Here is a 14616-nt window from a genome sequence, read left to right as displayed (position 1 = left end):
CTCAGGCGATGTCTTGTCACCTTCGTTGAGAACGATTTCGAAGGGATTCCAGGATTGGGTTCGGCAGGTCGATTGGGTACCACTGTCCACGAACCGAAACAGCAACGTTGCTTGCTCGTCTCATGAACCGATGACCATGGTGCGACACGGACAGATCGAACCGGTGCACGACAGAACGGAATCCCATCGGTTCGGTGCTACTCTCGTTGGCCGTAGTCGTCATCTGACCGAGTTATGACTACGAACCCTACCATTGCTGGCGACGATACCGATACTGAACCAACGGCGGACGCGCGTGCCGAGTATGACTACGTCTCGGACGATGTCGACCGACCGGGTCTCGTCCGCGATCTCGACTCGTGCGTTGACGGTGACGTGCGCTTCGACCAGTACACCCGGCAGCTGTACGCGACCGACGCCTCCGCCTACGAGGCGGTCCCTATCGGCGTCGTCTTCCCGAGATCGACCGCAGACATCGCGAGTATCGTCTCCTACTGCGCCGAACGAGAAATTCCTGTTCTCCCGCGCGGTGGTGGGACGAGTCTCGCCGGACAGGCAGTCAATGAGGCGGTCGTCCTCGATTTCACCCGGTACATGGACGATATCGTCGACATCGATCCCGATGCCCAGCTGACGCGTGTTCAGACCGGTGTTGTTCTCGCGGACCTCAACGAACAGCTCGCGCCGCACGGTCTGAAGTTTGCGCCGGACCCGGCGGCGGGCGACCGCAGCGTCGTCGGCGGCGCTATCGGAAACAACTCGACAGGTGCGCACTCGCTGATGTACGGAAAGACGGACGCGTATGTCGAAGAGTGCGAAGTCGTGCTCGCCGACGGAACGGTTGCCACGCTCGGCGAGGTAGATGTCGGCGACCTGCGCGAGCAAGCGGATCCGGGAGGGAATATCCTCGAACGCGTCTTCGCGGAACTCGTTCGCCTCCTTGACGATGAGAGCGACGAGATCCGAAACCAATTCCCGAACCTGAAGCGCAACGTCTCCGGCTACAATCTCGACGTACTCGTTAAGGAGGCCGAGACAGGAGCTGTCAACCTTGCACGGTTGCTGGCCGGGAGCGAAGGCACTCTCGCTATCGTCACCGAAGCCGAACTCTCGCTCGAACCCCTTCCCGAGACAAAGGCGGTGTCGCTGTTGTTCTACGAGAGCGTCCTTGAGGCCGTGACCGACGTCCAGTACGTTCTCAAGCACGACCCAGCGGCGGTCGAACTTATCGATGACGTCCTCATCGGTCTCGCTCGCGAAACGGCCGAATTTGAGGAGGTCGCAGCGCTCGTTCCCGACGGTGCCCAAGCCGCTCTGCTAGTCGAGTTCTACGCCGCGGATGACGATCACGGGCGCTCACAGACCGCCAACCTCCTCGCCGACCGCGCCCCCAAGGACGACGGCGAGGCGACTGAATCCACAGATCGTTTGGACGACGACGAGACGCTCTCCTTTGAGGGCCTTGAGGCCCACGAGGCCACCGAGCGAGAGAAGTTCTGGAAGCTACGCAAGGCAGGACTTCCAATACTGCTCTCGCGAACGTCCGACGAGAAGCACATTAGCTTCATCGAGGACTGTGCGATTCCACCTGAGCACCTTCCCACGTTCGTTGAGCGGTTCCAGTCGCTGCTCGTTGAGATGGGTCGCGACATCGACGCGGCGTTCTACGCCCACGCTGGGCCCGGCGTCCTCCACGTTCGCCCGCTGATAAACACAAAAGCCGGACGCGACCGCGAGGACATGGTTACCATCGCCGATGAGATAACCGACATGGTTGTCGAGTTTGGCGGCTCCGTCTCCGGCGAACACGGCGACGGCCGAGCGCGCACCCAGTGGAACCGGAAACTGTACGGCGACGAACTCTGGAAGACGTTCCGCAATCTGAAGACGGCGTTCGACCCCGACTGGCTGCTTAACCCTGGAGCCGTCTGCGGAGACCATGACATGCTCGAGAACCTCCGGTACGACGATGCCTACAGTTACGACGCTGGCTTCGAGCCGACGTTGAACTGGCGAAACGAGAACGGAATGCAGGGGATGGTCGAACTCTGTCACGGGTGCGGTGGCTGCCGGGGTGAACAGGAGACCACCGGCGGCGTCATGTGCCCGACCTATCGCGCAGCCAACGAGGAGATCACGGCCACTCGAGGTCGCGCGAATCTCCTTCGGCGTGCGATGAGCGGCGACCTTCCGGACGACCCCACTGACGACGTGTTCGCCGAGGAGGTACTCGACCTCTGTATCGGCTGTAAGGGCTGTGCGCGTGACTGTCCGAGCGAGGTCGACATGGCGAAACTGAAAACCGAGGTCCAGCACGCCCGCCATCAAGAACAGGGAGCGAGCGTCCGCGACAGGCTTTTCGCCAACTTCGACCGACTCGCCCCTCTTGGCAGTGCACTCGCACCGCTTTCGAACATGGTGAAGTCGCTTCCCGGTGCCGGAGCCATCGCCGAGCGAACCCTAGGTATCGCCCGCGAGCGCTCACTGCCGACATTCCACCGCGAGACGGTCCGAGACTGGTTCGAGGCCCGTGGCGGCTCGCGCGTCCCCGAAGCCGAGGCCAAGCGAACGGCCGTCTTCTTCGTCGACACGTATACCAATTACAGCCACCCCGAGGTCGGCAAAGCGGCGGTCCGCGTCCTCGAAGCCGCCGGCGTACACGTCGACGTGGCCAGCCGAACCGACAGCGGCCGACCAGCGCTCTCGAAGGGGTTCATCGAGAAGGCTCGGGAGACGATGCGCTCGAACGTCGCGGCACTCGCACCCTGCGTTGACGACGGGTGGGACATCGTCCTCGTAGAACCCTCCGACGCAGTGATGTTCCAGTCTGACGCGCTCGACCTCCTAGACGGTCGGTCCGTAGAGTCTGTCGCAGCGAACGCCTATGGAGTCTGTGAGTATCTTGACGCGTTCCGCCTCGACGAGAACATCGACTGGGACGCGCCCACTGAGTCGCTGGCCTATCACGGCCACTGCCACCAGAAGGCCACGAAGAAGGACCACCACGCTGTCGGCGTCCTCCGTCGTGCGGGCTACCAGGTGGACCCGCTCGACTCGGGCTGTTGCGGCATGGCGGGGTCGTTCGGCTACGAGGCCGAACATTACTCGATGAGCCAGTCCATCGGCGATATCCTCGTCGACCAGATCGCAGACAGCGACGCCCACGTCGTCACCGCACCGGGCACGTCCTGTCGGACGCAACTCGGCGACAGACGCCTCGATCCAGTTCCCGAAGATAGTTCGCTGGCTGACAGTAGCATCGACGGTGAGGAACCGCCGACGCCGATCGAACTGCTCGCCCACGCGATCTCGCGGTGATAGGTACATCAGCAGCCGTCTTTGGTGATGCTCCGTCGACCGATGCCGTTGACGCCAGCGTTCAGATTCGAACGGGGGACATCAGAGCGGGATACGTCGAAAACGTGTTCTGCGTGTGGGCGCTCGGATAAGCGTCAACGCGTCGAACGCGGGTTGTACGTCTGCGAGTGCGGGTTCGTCGGAAACGCGCACGGTAACGGTGCGAAGAACATCAGACGAAAAGTACTCCCGTATCTTATCTTCGATTAGAGAGATAGGGATACCGGCTGGATGGTACAGCCACCGGTTCGCCTGTTCGACCGTAGTGAGGGCCGGTTCGCCCCGCGAGAACAGGTTGCTAACTGCGAACCATACTATCCCAACCTGGAGGGAACCCCACGACTTTAGTCGTGGGTGAATGTCAAGTACAGACAACCCGACGATCACCCTTCTCGATCACTCGAATCTCGCCCAACTGTTGTAGACGCTCTGCGTCGGTAGCGTCCCAGTCCGACACATCCAATCTTCCGATTGGAGAAGCTTTTTTATGGTGCCTTTCACAGATTCATCACGATGAACGACAACTCATTCGACGTTTCTCCTCGTGATATTACGATTCTAAAGGCGCGCGTCGCCAATCCCACAGCGTCGACGCGAGAACTCAGCGAGATTCTTGAAGAGGAATACGGAATCTCGCTGTCGCACAATCGTATCAACGAGATCCTCCGGATGATGTCTGAGGAGGAAATCTTCCGTGAAACGATTCTTCCGAACCGAGAGATGTTCCGCCACTACCTGTTCCGTCTCTCGTTTAACTTTCCGAAGTTTGAGGAGAATTGGAGCGAATGTTATGATGTTCTTCAGAACGATCCGCACGTCCTGATGTTTTTCACGGCAGATAGTAACTACCAGTGGCACGTTATCGCGCAGTTCCGGACAGACAACAAAATGGAACGCTGGGTGCACGAGTTCTTCGTCAAGCATGGTGAACTCATCGACCAGTTCCACAACACGATGCTCCACAGCGTCCACAAGTTCAAAACCGAAGCGGCGATCTTCGACAACATCCTTTTGGAAACTGAAGAAGGACAAAAATATCTCGAGTACGAAAAGGAATGAAGTTACAATTATCAGAATAATCGGTTGATCACCGGCCGTCATAATCGTTTCTTCGTAAGCTATATTACAACATTCGCCATTCCACCGATATGGGAGTAGCCGACTTCTTAGATCCGAACGGAATTGCCGTCATCGGCGCGTCGAAGACCCCCGGCAAACTCGGGAACGACGCAATGACTAATATCCAGTCGTATGACGGTGACGTTTACCCGGTCAATCCTTCCAGTTCGGGGAGCGTCTACGGATACGAGTTCGTCGACTCAGTTAGTGAGGTCGATGCCGACTTAGCGTTGTGTTGTGTGCCTAGCCCCATCGTCCCGGAAGTCCTCGAAGAGTGCGGCGAGAGCGGAGTCAGCGCAGCCGTGATATTTGCTGGCGGATTCGCTGAAGTCGACGAGAACGGCCAGAATCTTGAGGAGGAGGTCATTCGGATCGCCACAGAGTACGATATCACAGTTCTCGGACCGAATACAGCAGGGTACTGCATTCCTCATTTGGACCTGTACGGTTCGTTCGTCCCAGAAATCCGCAAGGTTGAGACAGGAAACGTCGCGATCCTCGCCCAAAGCGGCGGCGTCGGCATCACTTCCGCGTTTCAGTTTGACCGCGAAGGCTACGGCGTGTCAGCGATGTTTGGACTCGGTAACCGGGCGACCGCTGACTTTGCAGAACTTATTCCGGTGCTTGATGATGATCCTCGGACCGAGGCGATTGCGGTCCACATCGAGGGTACTGACGATATCGAGAACACGCTCGAAGCCTGTCGAAACGCAGAGACGCCGATCATCGCCTATAAGGTCGGTAGTGAGAATCTCAGCGAGTTCGTCCGGTCTCACACCGCCGCACCGATTCAAAGCCGCGTAAGCTACGAAGATGCACTCACTGAGGAGGGAGTCGTATTTGTCTCGTCGGTGACGGAACTGCTGGACGCCAGTCGCGTTATCGCCAACTCGCCCGTTCCGAATGGCCGGAACGTCGGCGTTGTCACGGCGCAAGCAGGCCCGGGGATCATCATTGCCGACGAACTCGACGAACGCGGCGCCGAATTCCCCAAGCTGACAAGCGAGACCCAAGAACGAGTTGACGACCTCCTACAAGGAATCACCTACACGGGAAACCCGGTCGACACCGGTCGACCGTTACCCAAGTTTGGTCAGGTCATCGACGCTGTCGCCCGTGACGAGAACATCGACATCGTCATCGTTTACGAGATCTACGAGGACTCTCTCGGGTATCCCATTGAAGAACTTGAAGCTCTCGCTGAGGAGGTCGATAAACCCATCCTCTTTACAGTTGCCGGACCAGCGGACTCTCTTGAAGAGGAACGTCTCCAGATGGAGGAACGTGGTATTCCGACGTTCCAAGCGCCCGAACGGGGCGCGCATGCCGTTGCGGCACTGATCGGTTTGATCGACGACGCGTAAGTCGCTGAACGGACTGAAGAGCTGATTTCGGTCCCTTCGCCAATGGTGACTACGGCGCGAACACGCTTAGAAATGGTTCTAAAACGGAATGTGCGACTAGTGAACTACTCCGGCCTCCCGCATTCGGGCCTACCCGGCCCTCGCTTGTTGAGGTCGGAGCTTCCTGTTTCTGCGTCGGAACTTATACCCGAAGACACAGCGGTTCCAGACTCCGCAGGCGACTTTCCGTTACGGGCGGGTCGGGGTGTTCCACTCCTCCCGACTCGACACTCGGCCACACGACCGATGCACGCGTGTGTGTGTGTGCGTTCTTATATCGGACGCATCCTGACCGAGCATCTTACTCCTCCAGACGTCCACAGAGGTAGGAAGCCTGCCGAATTCGTGGATTCAGACGATGACGGTGAGTGTATCCCCTCCCTATCACTCACTTCGCTCGCGAGTGAGGGAGGGGCCTTACCCGCCTGCAATTCAGTAAAGGAGGGTGAAGAACGCAAACTGAAGCGGGAGCAGGACAAGAATCGATGCGATCGAACAGGCGACAGTCGTCCGGATGACTTCCCTCGTATCAGCAGTTCCTTCAGCTAAAATCATAACAAGGACCGCCGACTGGTAGGGGAAGAAGTATGAGCTCAACGCCAGCGCTTCCGACATCAACACAGGTGTCAGCGGCAGTCCCGCATTCTCTGCGTACGGAATAAGGATGGGTGTGAGGACGCTTGCAACGGCCAATCCCTCCATTAAAAATGTGAGCAGGAACGTGATACCGAAGACGACCGCGAAGATGATCGCCAACGATGCATCCGTCGGAATCAACTTGAGTAGGTAATTGGCCGCATCATCGGTAAAGCCCGTATGTGCCAGCCCGTCACCGATTGCAAACACGGCGCCGATGAAAAACAGAATCGAGAAATCGGTGTCGCCCACGCGCTGGAAGTCAGCTACACCAATGCCTGGCAGGAACGCGAGCATGACAACTGTGACCGCACCGACGACCGGGTGGAACCCGTGGAAGAAGTCGGTCGCCCAAATTCCAGAGCCTAGGAGAAGAAAAACGAACATGCGCCGCTCGGTGCTTGCCGCATCGCCTTGGGATAACTTCGGGAGGTCGACGTTCGAGGTGGGGTCAGGTCGGAACAGATAGTAGACGACACCACAGACGACTACTACGCGCGTCAATCCCATAAGAGGGTACATGTGAAACAACCACTCTGTCCAGGAAATGTGATGGTTCGCGATCGAGCTTCCGAATCCGGTGATCATGATGTTTGGTAGGTCCGCGGTGAGAACGCCCGAGGAACCATAGAATGTGGCAAACGCAGGGCCAAGGAATAACCCGACCCGTGCCTCTCGGTCGTCGAAGATCTCACCGATTTCCGTGAGGATCGGCGCAATGATGAGGACGCGAACGAGTGACGAGGGAATGAGAAAGGCAAGAGCGTGACCCCCGATTGAAAGGGCAACCAGAAGCCGCAGATAGGTCCGTTCGGTCTGGCCACTGGCTGATTCAGAGGTGGTATGGGCGGTAATACGAGTCCCTGCCCAGTTGGCGAGACCGCTTCGGCGAGTCGCTTCGCCCATCAACAGTCCGAAACCAATGAGCCATGTGGCTGGTTTTTGAAACCCAATGAGCGCACGATTGGTTGAGAACACAACGGCAATGAGGCCAATACCGATCAATCCAGTGTAAGCGGGCTTAATCGGCGTAGAAATCCAAAGGACAATACAGAATGCCGTAATCGACAGCATCAACGCGACGTTCCCTTTTCTAGGAATCATCGCATAGGTCATCACAGCGATAACCGTCGCAAGGAGGAATGCGATAGGCGGGGATCGAAGTTCCTTGATCAATGTCCAGCGATCCATCAGGGATAATCAGTCATACCAATAGGTTAAATTTGTCGGCATAGCTGCATTCATCTCCGGAAAAAGGCGATACTGACGTCTCTGATCGAGTTGTGTTATTCATCACCCATTGTGGATCCTACCTTTAACTCAGGACGCTCTCCTCGCTCACCAATCGATTGTGGCGTTTACTGGTCGGGACCGCTCAGCTATGCTCATCTTGTTCGGCGTGGCTAAACCTGAGATGTACACGGTCCACTCGGCCACCTTACTCGGTGTTGGGGAGGCGCGTCAGGACTGAATGTGCGCAGGAACTCCTCATGTGGGAGCTATGGTCGGTGCGTTTTCCTTGACCCTGAGGGCTCTCCTAGCAGAGTCGCAACTAGTCGGCCGATTCGATCTCTCGGAACTGCTGACCAAGCGTGACATAATGGTCACGGGTACGCGTAATCTGGTTTCGTTGGTCTTCTGTGAGCGGTCGAGTGTCTGCCGGAGTTCCATACGCCAGATGCCCTGAGGGAATCGTCTGGTCCTGCAGCACCACGGCGTTTGCCGCGACGATAGCGTGTGATTCCACTATTGCACCGCGCATAACGGCGCTTTGCATACCGATCAGCGAGTTGTCTTTGACGGTCGCATAGTCAAGGACCGCACCATGGCCCACGGTTACCCCATTACCCACCTTAGCACCGTGGATCATGCTGAACTCTTGCACGTTTGTTTCATCGCCAACTTCGACGGACCCTGCATCCCCACGGAGACAGACGAACGGCCAGATGCTAGACCGGCGTCCGAGCGACACATCCCCGACGAGGTAGCTCATCTCCGAGATGAATGCATCGTCGGCCGCCGTGGGAGTGGCACCGTGGTATGGGTATGTTGGACACATATCTCAATCTGTGTTCTCGTCTATTCGCCCTAATTCCATCGATAGCGATGGTTCCGTGGAGGCCGAGTGTTCTACTGAGCCAACATATGACGTGCCGATTGTGAACAGATAACATTTATAATCCTCGATTACGATGAACAGCCATGTTCAACTCGAGACCGTGGCAGTCCGAGGAGCAACGCACGTGGCACCCCAGCGATGAGGCTGGTAAAAAAGCGACTATTCATGATGTCGATGTGACGAACATCGAGCCTATTCCCGGACTGCGATTCCTATTTGGGTTCGGACTCGGCGTGTTCTTCTTTCTCGTGCCCATTTCCTGGAACGGTCAATTGACCGTTCCATTCGATGTCGCTGCCAGCGCGATTACCGCACAATTCCCCGTGATTGTTGGCATGGTTGGTCTTGCGGTGCTCACACTGGGTGGTGTCATGACGACCGTCGCACAATTACATCGGAATGGCGTTATTTCACTCTCTGACGATATTGTAGAACGACTTGATCTCCCCTATTGGGAAACCACTCCCTTTTTCTGGATACTTCGACTTTTCGGCATCGGTGTCGGGGCATTGCTATTCTTTAAACTGGGCCCAAGCGTGCTCCACACGGAAACAGTTGGTGGATTGGTGTGGAACGTTATCGTTCTGAGTGTAGTCGTCATCATCCCGCTCGGAGCGGCCTTTGTGAATCTGCTCGTCGAACTCGGCGGGTTGGAATTTATCGGCACTCTCACGCGGCCGTTCATGCGACCGTTATTTCGCCTACCAGGGAGAGCAGCACTTGACTCGGTCGCATCTTGGATTGGGGCGTTCACCGTTGGCTATTACGTGACGTACAACGTCTTCAACCGTGGAGGCTACCACAAGCGCGATGTCTTCGTCATAGCAACTTGTTTCGCACCGGTGAGTATCGGCTTCGTCGGCGTTATCGTCTCGACGGTTGGATTACTACATCTATTCCCAGTGATCATTGTGTCTTGGCTGGTCGCAGTAGGCATCTGCGCCGTAATCCTCGTCCGTATTCCGCCACTCAGTAATGTTCCCGAAGAGTATATTGCCGAACCAGATCCCGAAACTCCCTTCACTGGATCGCCGACCGACTACTTCCGCTTCGCTATCAGCGAAGCCATGGACGAAGCCCAAAACGGACGAATCTTCCAAACAGCCGTTACAGGCTTAATTGACGGGCTGAAAGTCACCGCCGTCATCCTCGGCACGGTCGTCACAATCAGTACAGTCACGCTCTTACTGATCGCCGAGACCAACGTCTTTCAGCTTATTTCTGCCCCACTCGCGCCGCTAATCGCTGTGTTCGGGATTCCCGACGCGAACCTGGTCGCGTCCGCAATCCTCATCAGCGGTGTCGAGCAGGTTTCGGCTGCCGCAGTTGTCGCTCAGGCGAGCGCGACAGCCCGCTTTTTCGTCACAATCATCGCCATTTCGCAGATCATCTTCTTCGCGGCGTCTGCCCCGATGATGGTAGATATGTTCAACAACATTCCAATTCGATTCCGTGATCTCGTCATCGTCTTCTGTCTCCGGACAGCCATTCTAATTCCCATCGCCGCGGCGCTCACCCATGGGGTAGCCTGGTTAGGACTTCTCTGATGGGTGACATTGGCTGTCAGTGCTAGCTGTGTCAGACGTTTAGGACGCGATTGATTCCCTCCTCGATGCGTGGCGGATTTGGCAGGTAATAATCCTCCATCGAAAGCAGTGGGACTGGCACGTCAAACCCAGTGATTCGTTCGATGGGCGCCTCAAGGTACATCAGCGCTCGATCGTTGATGCGCGCGACTAGCTCCGACCCGAATCCGCCAGTCCCGGCCGCCTCATGGACGATCAGCGCTCGCCCGGTCTTCTTGACCGACTCTACGACCGTTTCATCATCAAGTGGCGAGATGGTCCGAAGGTCAATCACCTCTGCATCCACGCCAAGATTCTCAACAGCCTGCAGTGCAGGGTACATCATTGCCCCCCACGAAATAACGCTCAGTTCGGATCCCTTCTGTCGGATGGCAGCTTCGCCAATGGGCTCTTCGTAAGACTCCTCGGGCACTTCACCCCGAAACGACCGATAGATCTGCTTCGGCTCCATGACCAGCACTGGATCAGGATCACGGATAGCGGCTGTCAGGAGCCCTTTTGCATCCCATGGCGTACTCGGAACAATGACCTTCAGCCCTGGCAGGTGTCCATAGACACCCTCTAAGCTCTCCGAGTGGTGTTCAAGTGCCTTGACGCCTGCGCCGTAGGGCGTTCGAATGACCAGCGGTGCGCTCCACTCACCACGCGTCCGCCAACGGATTCGGCTGGCGTGCGTGACCAGTTGGTCGAATGCCGGAGGCAGAAAGCCGGAGAATTGAATTTCAGCCACTGGGCGGTACCCGTACATCGCAAGGCCAGCGGCGCCGCCAACAATAGCGATCTCCGACAAGGGTGTATCAAGAACGCGATCGTCACCGAAGCGCTCTTTCAACCCATCAGTCGCTCGGAAGACACCACCGCTCTCTGCGACATCCTCACCGAAGATGAGCACCCGCTCGTCCGCGTCCATCTCCGAGTGCAGTGCATCGTTAATCGCACCGACGATTGTTTCCTGCATGGTCACCCTTTCGCTCGCTGGTCGATGTGGTCGTACGCATCCGGGCGATCCTCGAGAAACGCCTTGAACTCCACGAGTTGTTGTTGCAGAGATGATGGCAGTTCCGCATAGAGGTAATCAAACATCTCGTCAACATGCCGCGGTTCGTACTCATCTGCTGCTTGCAAGGCAGCATCGAACTCGTTATTAACGTCTTCAAGAATGGCCTCACGATTGATCTCGCTCCAGAGTCCCTCGGACCGGAGGAATGATTCATACCGGTCTAACGGATCACGTCTTTTCCAGTGTGTTTCTTCTGTACGGTCTCGATACCGAGTCGGATCATCGCTTGTCGTGTGTGCTCCTAATCGGTACGTCATAGATTCGACCAACATCGGGTTGCCGGCCTGGGCCGCCTCACGGGCCTCTGCCATAGCCTTATAGACGGCAAGCACGTCGTTTCCGTCGACCCGAAGCCCGTCGATTCCATAACCAACGGCCCGCTGTGCCAAGGAACGCGCTTGTGTCTGCTTCTCAAATGGCGTTGAGATTGCGTACTGATTGTTTTGGCAAAAGAACACTGCAGGCGCACCAAGAACCCCTGCAAAATTCAGTCCTTCGTGGACGGCGCCAGTACTACTCGCACCATCGCCGAAGTATGCCGCGACGACCGAGTCGGCATCGTCTAGTTGCATCCCCCACGCTGCACCGGTCACCAACGGAAGGTGTGAACCAATGGAGATAGCGATCATCTGGTTTCGTTTCGCCATCTCCCGATTGGCGTCCTCAATACCACGCCAAAACAGGATCATATCACGCATCGGTAGTCCCTGAAGGAACATTGCGCCGGCTTCTCGTCCCATCCCGAGGAGCCAATCCTCATCCTTGAGTGCATATCCCGAACCGATGATGCTTGCTTCCTGTCCGTACCCCGAACCAAACGTTCCAAGCTCACCGCGCCGCTGAAGCTTCACCATCCGCTCGTCGAAGGTGCGTTCGAGCAGCATCCACCGATAGAGATCACACAGTTGGTCATCATGGAGGTCAGGAACCTCCTCCGAGGCGTATGAACCATCCGGTTCGACAATTTGGAGGAGCCCAACATCGAAATCGTCCTGTGAGACTCGGCCACTTTGTGGCCCTATTGACGTTTCATACATTCCATCCTTGTCCATGAGCTATTGAACACCTGCTGTCCTGAAAATCGGGAGATCAATATATAAAACCATCGTGTCATAGGACCTATCACCATTCGAGTAAAAAGGGACTGAACAGCGTGGACCTCCCATGAGGAGGCCGTGAAATCACAAGGAAAAATGCGAAATGGCGGAGTTAAAAGGTGACTTACAACTCATGAATTTATCGAGGTATGCCGCTTCGGCATGAATGCTGTCTCATCATCTCATCGCGGCCGATTTGTCCCGATCGATGTATTGTACTTGAAGACAACGTAGAATTCGATAACCGATAAATATGGAGAAAAACTTGGCAGCTATCGACGAATACGTCTGATTGCGTGACAGCGAACGTTATCCCTGCTTATTACATTATTAGTGTTGTAACACTAGATGGCGCTATGAGGTACCTCACCTCACCTACTCATTATTTGTTCGCTGTCAGCGAACAGACGTCAAAGGAAGAAAGGGTACGTTTCGTTGTAGGTGAAGCTCGCATCCCAAACGACGACTGGAAGATACACTCACTTCTCAACAAATGATAAAAGAGCGTCTGCTATCTACATCTTTTCTGTGCGTTAACAATGATCGATGGATCATTGGGAGATTTGTAATCTGTTCATTTATAAGCCAAGTTCAATTCGACATCGTCAGCGGCAGCGAGTAGTTGAGTGGAAATCTCGTTGGCACAACGTTCCTTCGTGAAGCGGTGAGCAGGACCAGCAACAGAAAGCGCACCGTGGACCCTCCCTTCAAAGAGGATGGGAACGCCAACCGCTCGAATGCCTTCAAGGTCCTCGCCCATGTTCAGTGCAAATCCACGATCACGGACTTCTGCCAACTCCTCGAAGAGTTTCTCAGGATCAGCAATTGTTTGTTCTGTCTTTGCTGGTAGACCGCGATTGGCGACGATCTCCTCAACTCTAGAACGAGGCAAATGTGCTAGGATCGCTTTCCCACCTGAGTTGTAGTGCATATATGTCCACGTGCCAACGATTGTATCGACGTTCAACTCCGTGTCACCTCCTGCGCCGTAGAGGTACATCACCATGCCGTTCTCGTGGGTGATTAACCAGGCCATCTCGCCTGTCTCTGCTGCTAACATCTCCACTTGCTGTTTCGATGCGTGATAGACCTCATATTGATTCCGTGCATACTCGCCGTAATTGAGAAATTGAAGTCCAATCTTATACTTCCCTTCCTCATTTACAACGAATCCATGATCTTCCATCGTTTTTAAATGCCTATGGATGGAGCTTTTTGCTAGATTCAATTGTTTCGCTAGTTCCGTTACGCCTGCTCCATTCGATTCCTTGAGTGCTTTCAGGATAGCGAACAGGGTCTCGTCTGATTTGATCCGACGAGGTGCGTTGTTTGTTCCCATACGTCAATTACACGCCCTAAGCCCCTTTCAATACATTGATTCATAACCTATACGTTGAACACCTTCACGAAATACTCTCCCTTATCGTTTAATTATGATATAAGCTCCAATATTAATAAACGAATTCAAGTCATCAGTTGGAATTCATTCACGAACGGGCCGCCCTGATATTCTAGTGTTTTAATGCTAATATCAGGATCCGGGCCACCATTTAAAATTATAGTCCATGGTGCTGTGGTCGCTGTTAGCGAACGAACGAATCCGTAACTACGTAGGCCATTTCTCGGTTGGGTCTGACAGTCGGGCCGACTACGGAGACCGAAAGGTCATCGAAAAGTGGATTCAGACGCTGAAAATGAGGACCAATCGTTTCCACAATTCAAGGAAGGGCAGTCGACTGAACGCCCGTCAGTGGCTTGCACCGTTCGCTCATTCTTATTGATTCCACCAACTGCATTAATCGTTCGACGGACGAACACCAAATCAGGAGGTTATTTAGTCTGTGCTTTAAGCAGTTATTCTTTACGTGTTTGGCTTCAGTTGTACAGATTCTGTATAGCAATATATCCTTTATCGGACTGCGGGGCCTCACAATCCGTGGAGTGGAAGTTCACACGGACCAATAGTGTCTGTATGTATCCAAAACCAGTATGAATAATGATATAACCGCTTCCTCGATCGAAATCAGCCTTCTCAAAATTCCAACTCACACAGCGAGAGTCGTACTCACCCTCCAGCCACGGCAACTCCAGGACAATGTGGGGGCTCGATCGTAACAGACGTCTCGCCTTCACACTGTGACTAAATCACGGAGAACATACAATCTGAGACTCTTCAAGAAACAGGTATATAGATATAATTGTAGAATATAGCACGTCGCAACTACAAAGTATCCTTGTC

The 14616-nt window shown here is 55.1% G+C and carries 9 protein-coding genes and 2 pseudogenes; 6 read left to right on the top strand and 5 right to left on the bottom strand.

Features of this window, described 5'->3' with window-relative positions; genetic code table 11:
* The first annotated feature begins 234 nt into the window (after nt 1-234).
* The 4 genes and pseudogenes from C3L37_RS18350 (at nt 235) to C3L37_RS18335 (ending at nt 5840) form a co-directional block, all read left to right on the top strand.
* Nucleotides 235-3318 carry an FAD-binding and (Fe-S)-binding domain-containing protein gene (locus tag C3L37_RS18350; RefSeq protein ID WP_129116028.1) on the top strand — a complete coding sequence of 1028 codons (3084 nt, stop codon included), beginning with the start codon at nt 235-237 and terminating at the stop codon, nt 3316-3318.
* A gap of 81 nt (nt 3319-3399) precedes the next feature.
* Nucleotides 3400-3705, top strand: a pseudogene (locus tag C3L37_RS18345) (zinc ribbon domain-containing protein); the annotation flags it as partial.
* Between the two features lie 165 nt (nt 3706-3870).
* Nucleotides 3871-4416: a helix-turn-helix domain-containing protein gene (locus C3L37_RS18340; protein WP_129116027.1), complete on the top strand. Its 546-nt coding sequence runs from the start codon at nt 3871-3873 to the stop codon at nt 4414-4416.
* An 89-nt stretch (nt 4417-4505) separates the two neighbouring features.
* Complete coding sequence (locus tag C3L37_RS18335; protein WP_129116026.1) at nt 4506-5840, top strand: CoA-binding protein; 1335 nt, start codon at nt 4506-4508, stop codon at nt 5838-5840.
* A 471-nt stretch (nt 5841-6311) separates the two neighbouring features.
* Here C3L37_RS18335 and C3L37_RS18330 read toward each other — a convergent pair whose 3' ends face one another.
* Both C3L37_RS18330 and C3L37_RS18325 read right to left on the bottom strand, forming a co-directional pair.
* Nucleotides 6312-7706 (bottom strand): SLC13 family permease, encoded by a 1395-nt coding sequence (locus tag C3L37_RS18330; protein ID WP_129116025.1) that lies wholly within the window; start codon nt 7704-7706, stop codon nt 6312-6314.
* 361 nt (nt 7707-8067) lie between these two features.
* The gene (locus tag C3L37_RS18325; protein ID WP_129116024.1) at nt 8068-8508 is read right to left on the bottom strand and encodes a gamma carbonic anhydrase family protein; all 441 of its coding nucleotides are present in this window, start codon (nt 8506-8508) and stop codon (nt 8068-8070) included.
* A 209-nt stretch (nt 8509-8717) separates the two neighbouring features.
* On the opposite strand from C3L37_RS18325, the gene C3L37_RS18320 reads away from it, so the two are divergent.
* Entirely contained in the window at nt 8718-10181 is a 1464-nt protein-coding gene (locus C3L37_RS18320) for a YjiH family protein (protein WP_129116023.1), read from the top strand.
* Between the two features lie 31 nt (nt 10182-10212).
* On the opposite strand, the gene C3L37_RS18315 is transcribed toward C3L37_RS18320, so the two are convergent.
* From C3L37_RS18315 to C3L37_RS18305, 3 genes are all read right to left on the bottom strand, one after another.
* On the bottom strand, nt 10213-11178 hold the full coding sequence (locus C3L37_RS18315) for an alpha-ketoacid dehydrogenase subunit beta (RefSeq protein WP_129116022.1): 966 nt from the start codon (nt 11176-11178) through the stop codon (nt 10213-10215).
* A gap of 2 nt (nt 11179-11180) precedes the next feature.
* Complete coding sequence (locus C3L37_RS18310) at nt 11181-12332, bottom strand: thiamine pyrophosphate-dependent dehydrogenase E1 component subunit alpha (RefSeq protein WP_129116021.1); 1152 nt, start codon at nt 12330-12332, stop codon at nt 11181-11183.
* 619 nt (nt 12333-12951) lie between these two features.
* Complete coding sequence (locus C3L37_RS18305) at nt 12952-13716, bottom strand: IclR family transcriptional regulator (RefSeq protein WP_129116020.1); 765 nt, start codon at nt 13714-13716, stop codon at nt 12952-12954.
* A gap of 298 nt (nt 13717-14014) precedes the next feature.
* Between C3L37_RS18305 and C3L37_RS25055 the strand changes: the two are divergent.
* Nucleotides 14015-14158: pseudogene (locus C3L37_RS25055) on the top strand (IS6 family transposase); the annotation flags it as partial.
* Nucleotides 14159-14616: the final 458 nt, after the last annotated feature.

Source organism: Halegenticoccus tardaugens, assembly GCF_004116405.1.
In the GTDB taxonomy this organism is placed as follows: domain Archaea; phylum Halobacteriota; class Halobacteria; order Halobacteriales; family Haloferacaceae; genus Halegenticoccus; species Halegenticoccus tardaugens.
This window is presented reverse-complemented; position numbering and strand designations above follow the sequence as displayed.

Coding starts and splice junctions, on each gene's coding strand:
- C3L37_RS18350 (WP_129116028.1), top strand. CDS start 235: ATGACTACGAACCCTACCATTGCTGGCGACGATACCGATACTGAACCA.
- C3L37_RS18340 (WP_129116027.1), top strand. CDS start 3,871: ATGAACGACAACTCATTCGACGTTTCTCCTCGTGATATTACGATTCTA.
- C3L37_RS18335 (WP_129116026.1), top strand. CDS start 4,506: ATGGGAGTAGCCGACTTCTTAGATCCGAACGGAATTGCCGTCATCGGC.
- C3L37_RS18330 (WP_129116025.1), bottom strand. CDS start 7,706: ATGGATCGCTGGACATTGATCAAGGAACTTCGATCCCCGCCTATCGCA.
- C3L37_RS18325 (WP_129116024.1), bottom strand. CDS start 8,508: ATGAGCTACCTCGTCGGGGATGTGTCGCTCGGACGCCGGTCTAGCATC.
- C3L37_RS18320 (WP_129116023.1), top strand. CDS start 8,718: ATGTTCAACTCGAGACCGTGGCAGTCCGAGGAGCAACGCACGTGGCAC.
- C3L37_RS18315 (WP_129116022.1), bottom strand. CDS start 11,178: ATGCAGGAAACAATCGTCGGTGCGATTAACGATGCACTGCACTCGGAG.
- C3L37_RS18310 (WP_129116021.1), bottom strand. CDS start 12,332: ATGGACAAGGATGGAATGTATGAAACGTCAATAGGGCCACAAAGTGGC.
- C3L37_RS18305 (WP_129116020.1), bottom strand. CDS start 13,716: ATGGGAACAAACAACGCACCTCGTCGGATCAAATCAGACGAGACCCTG.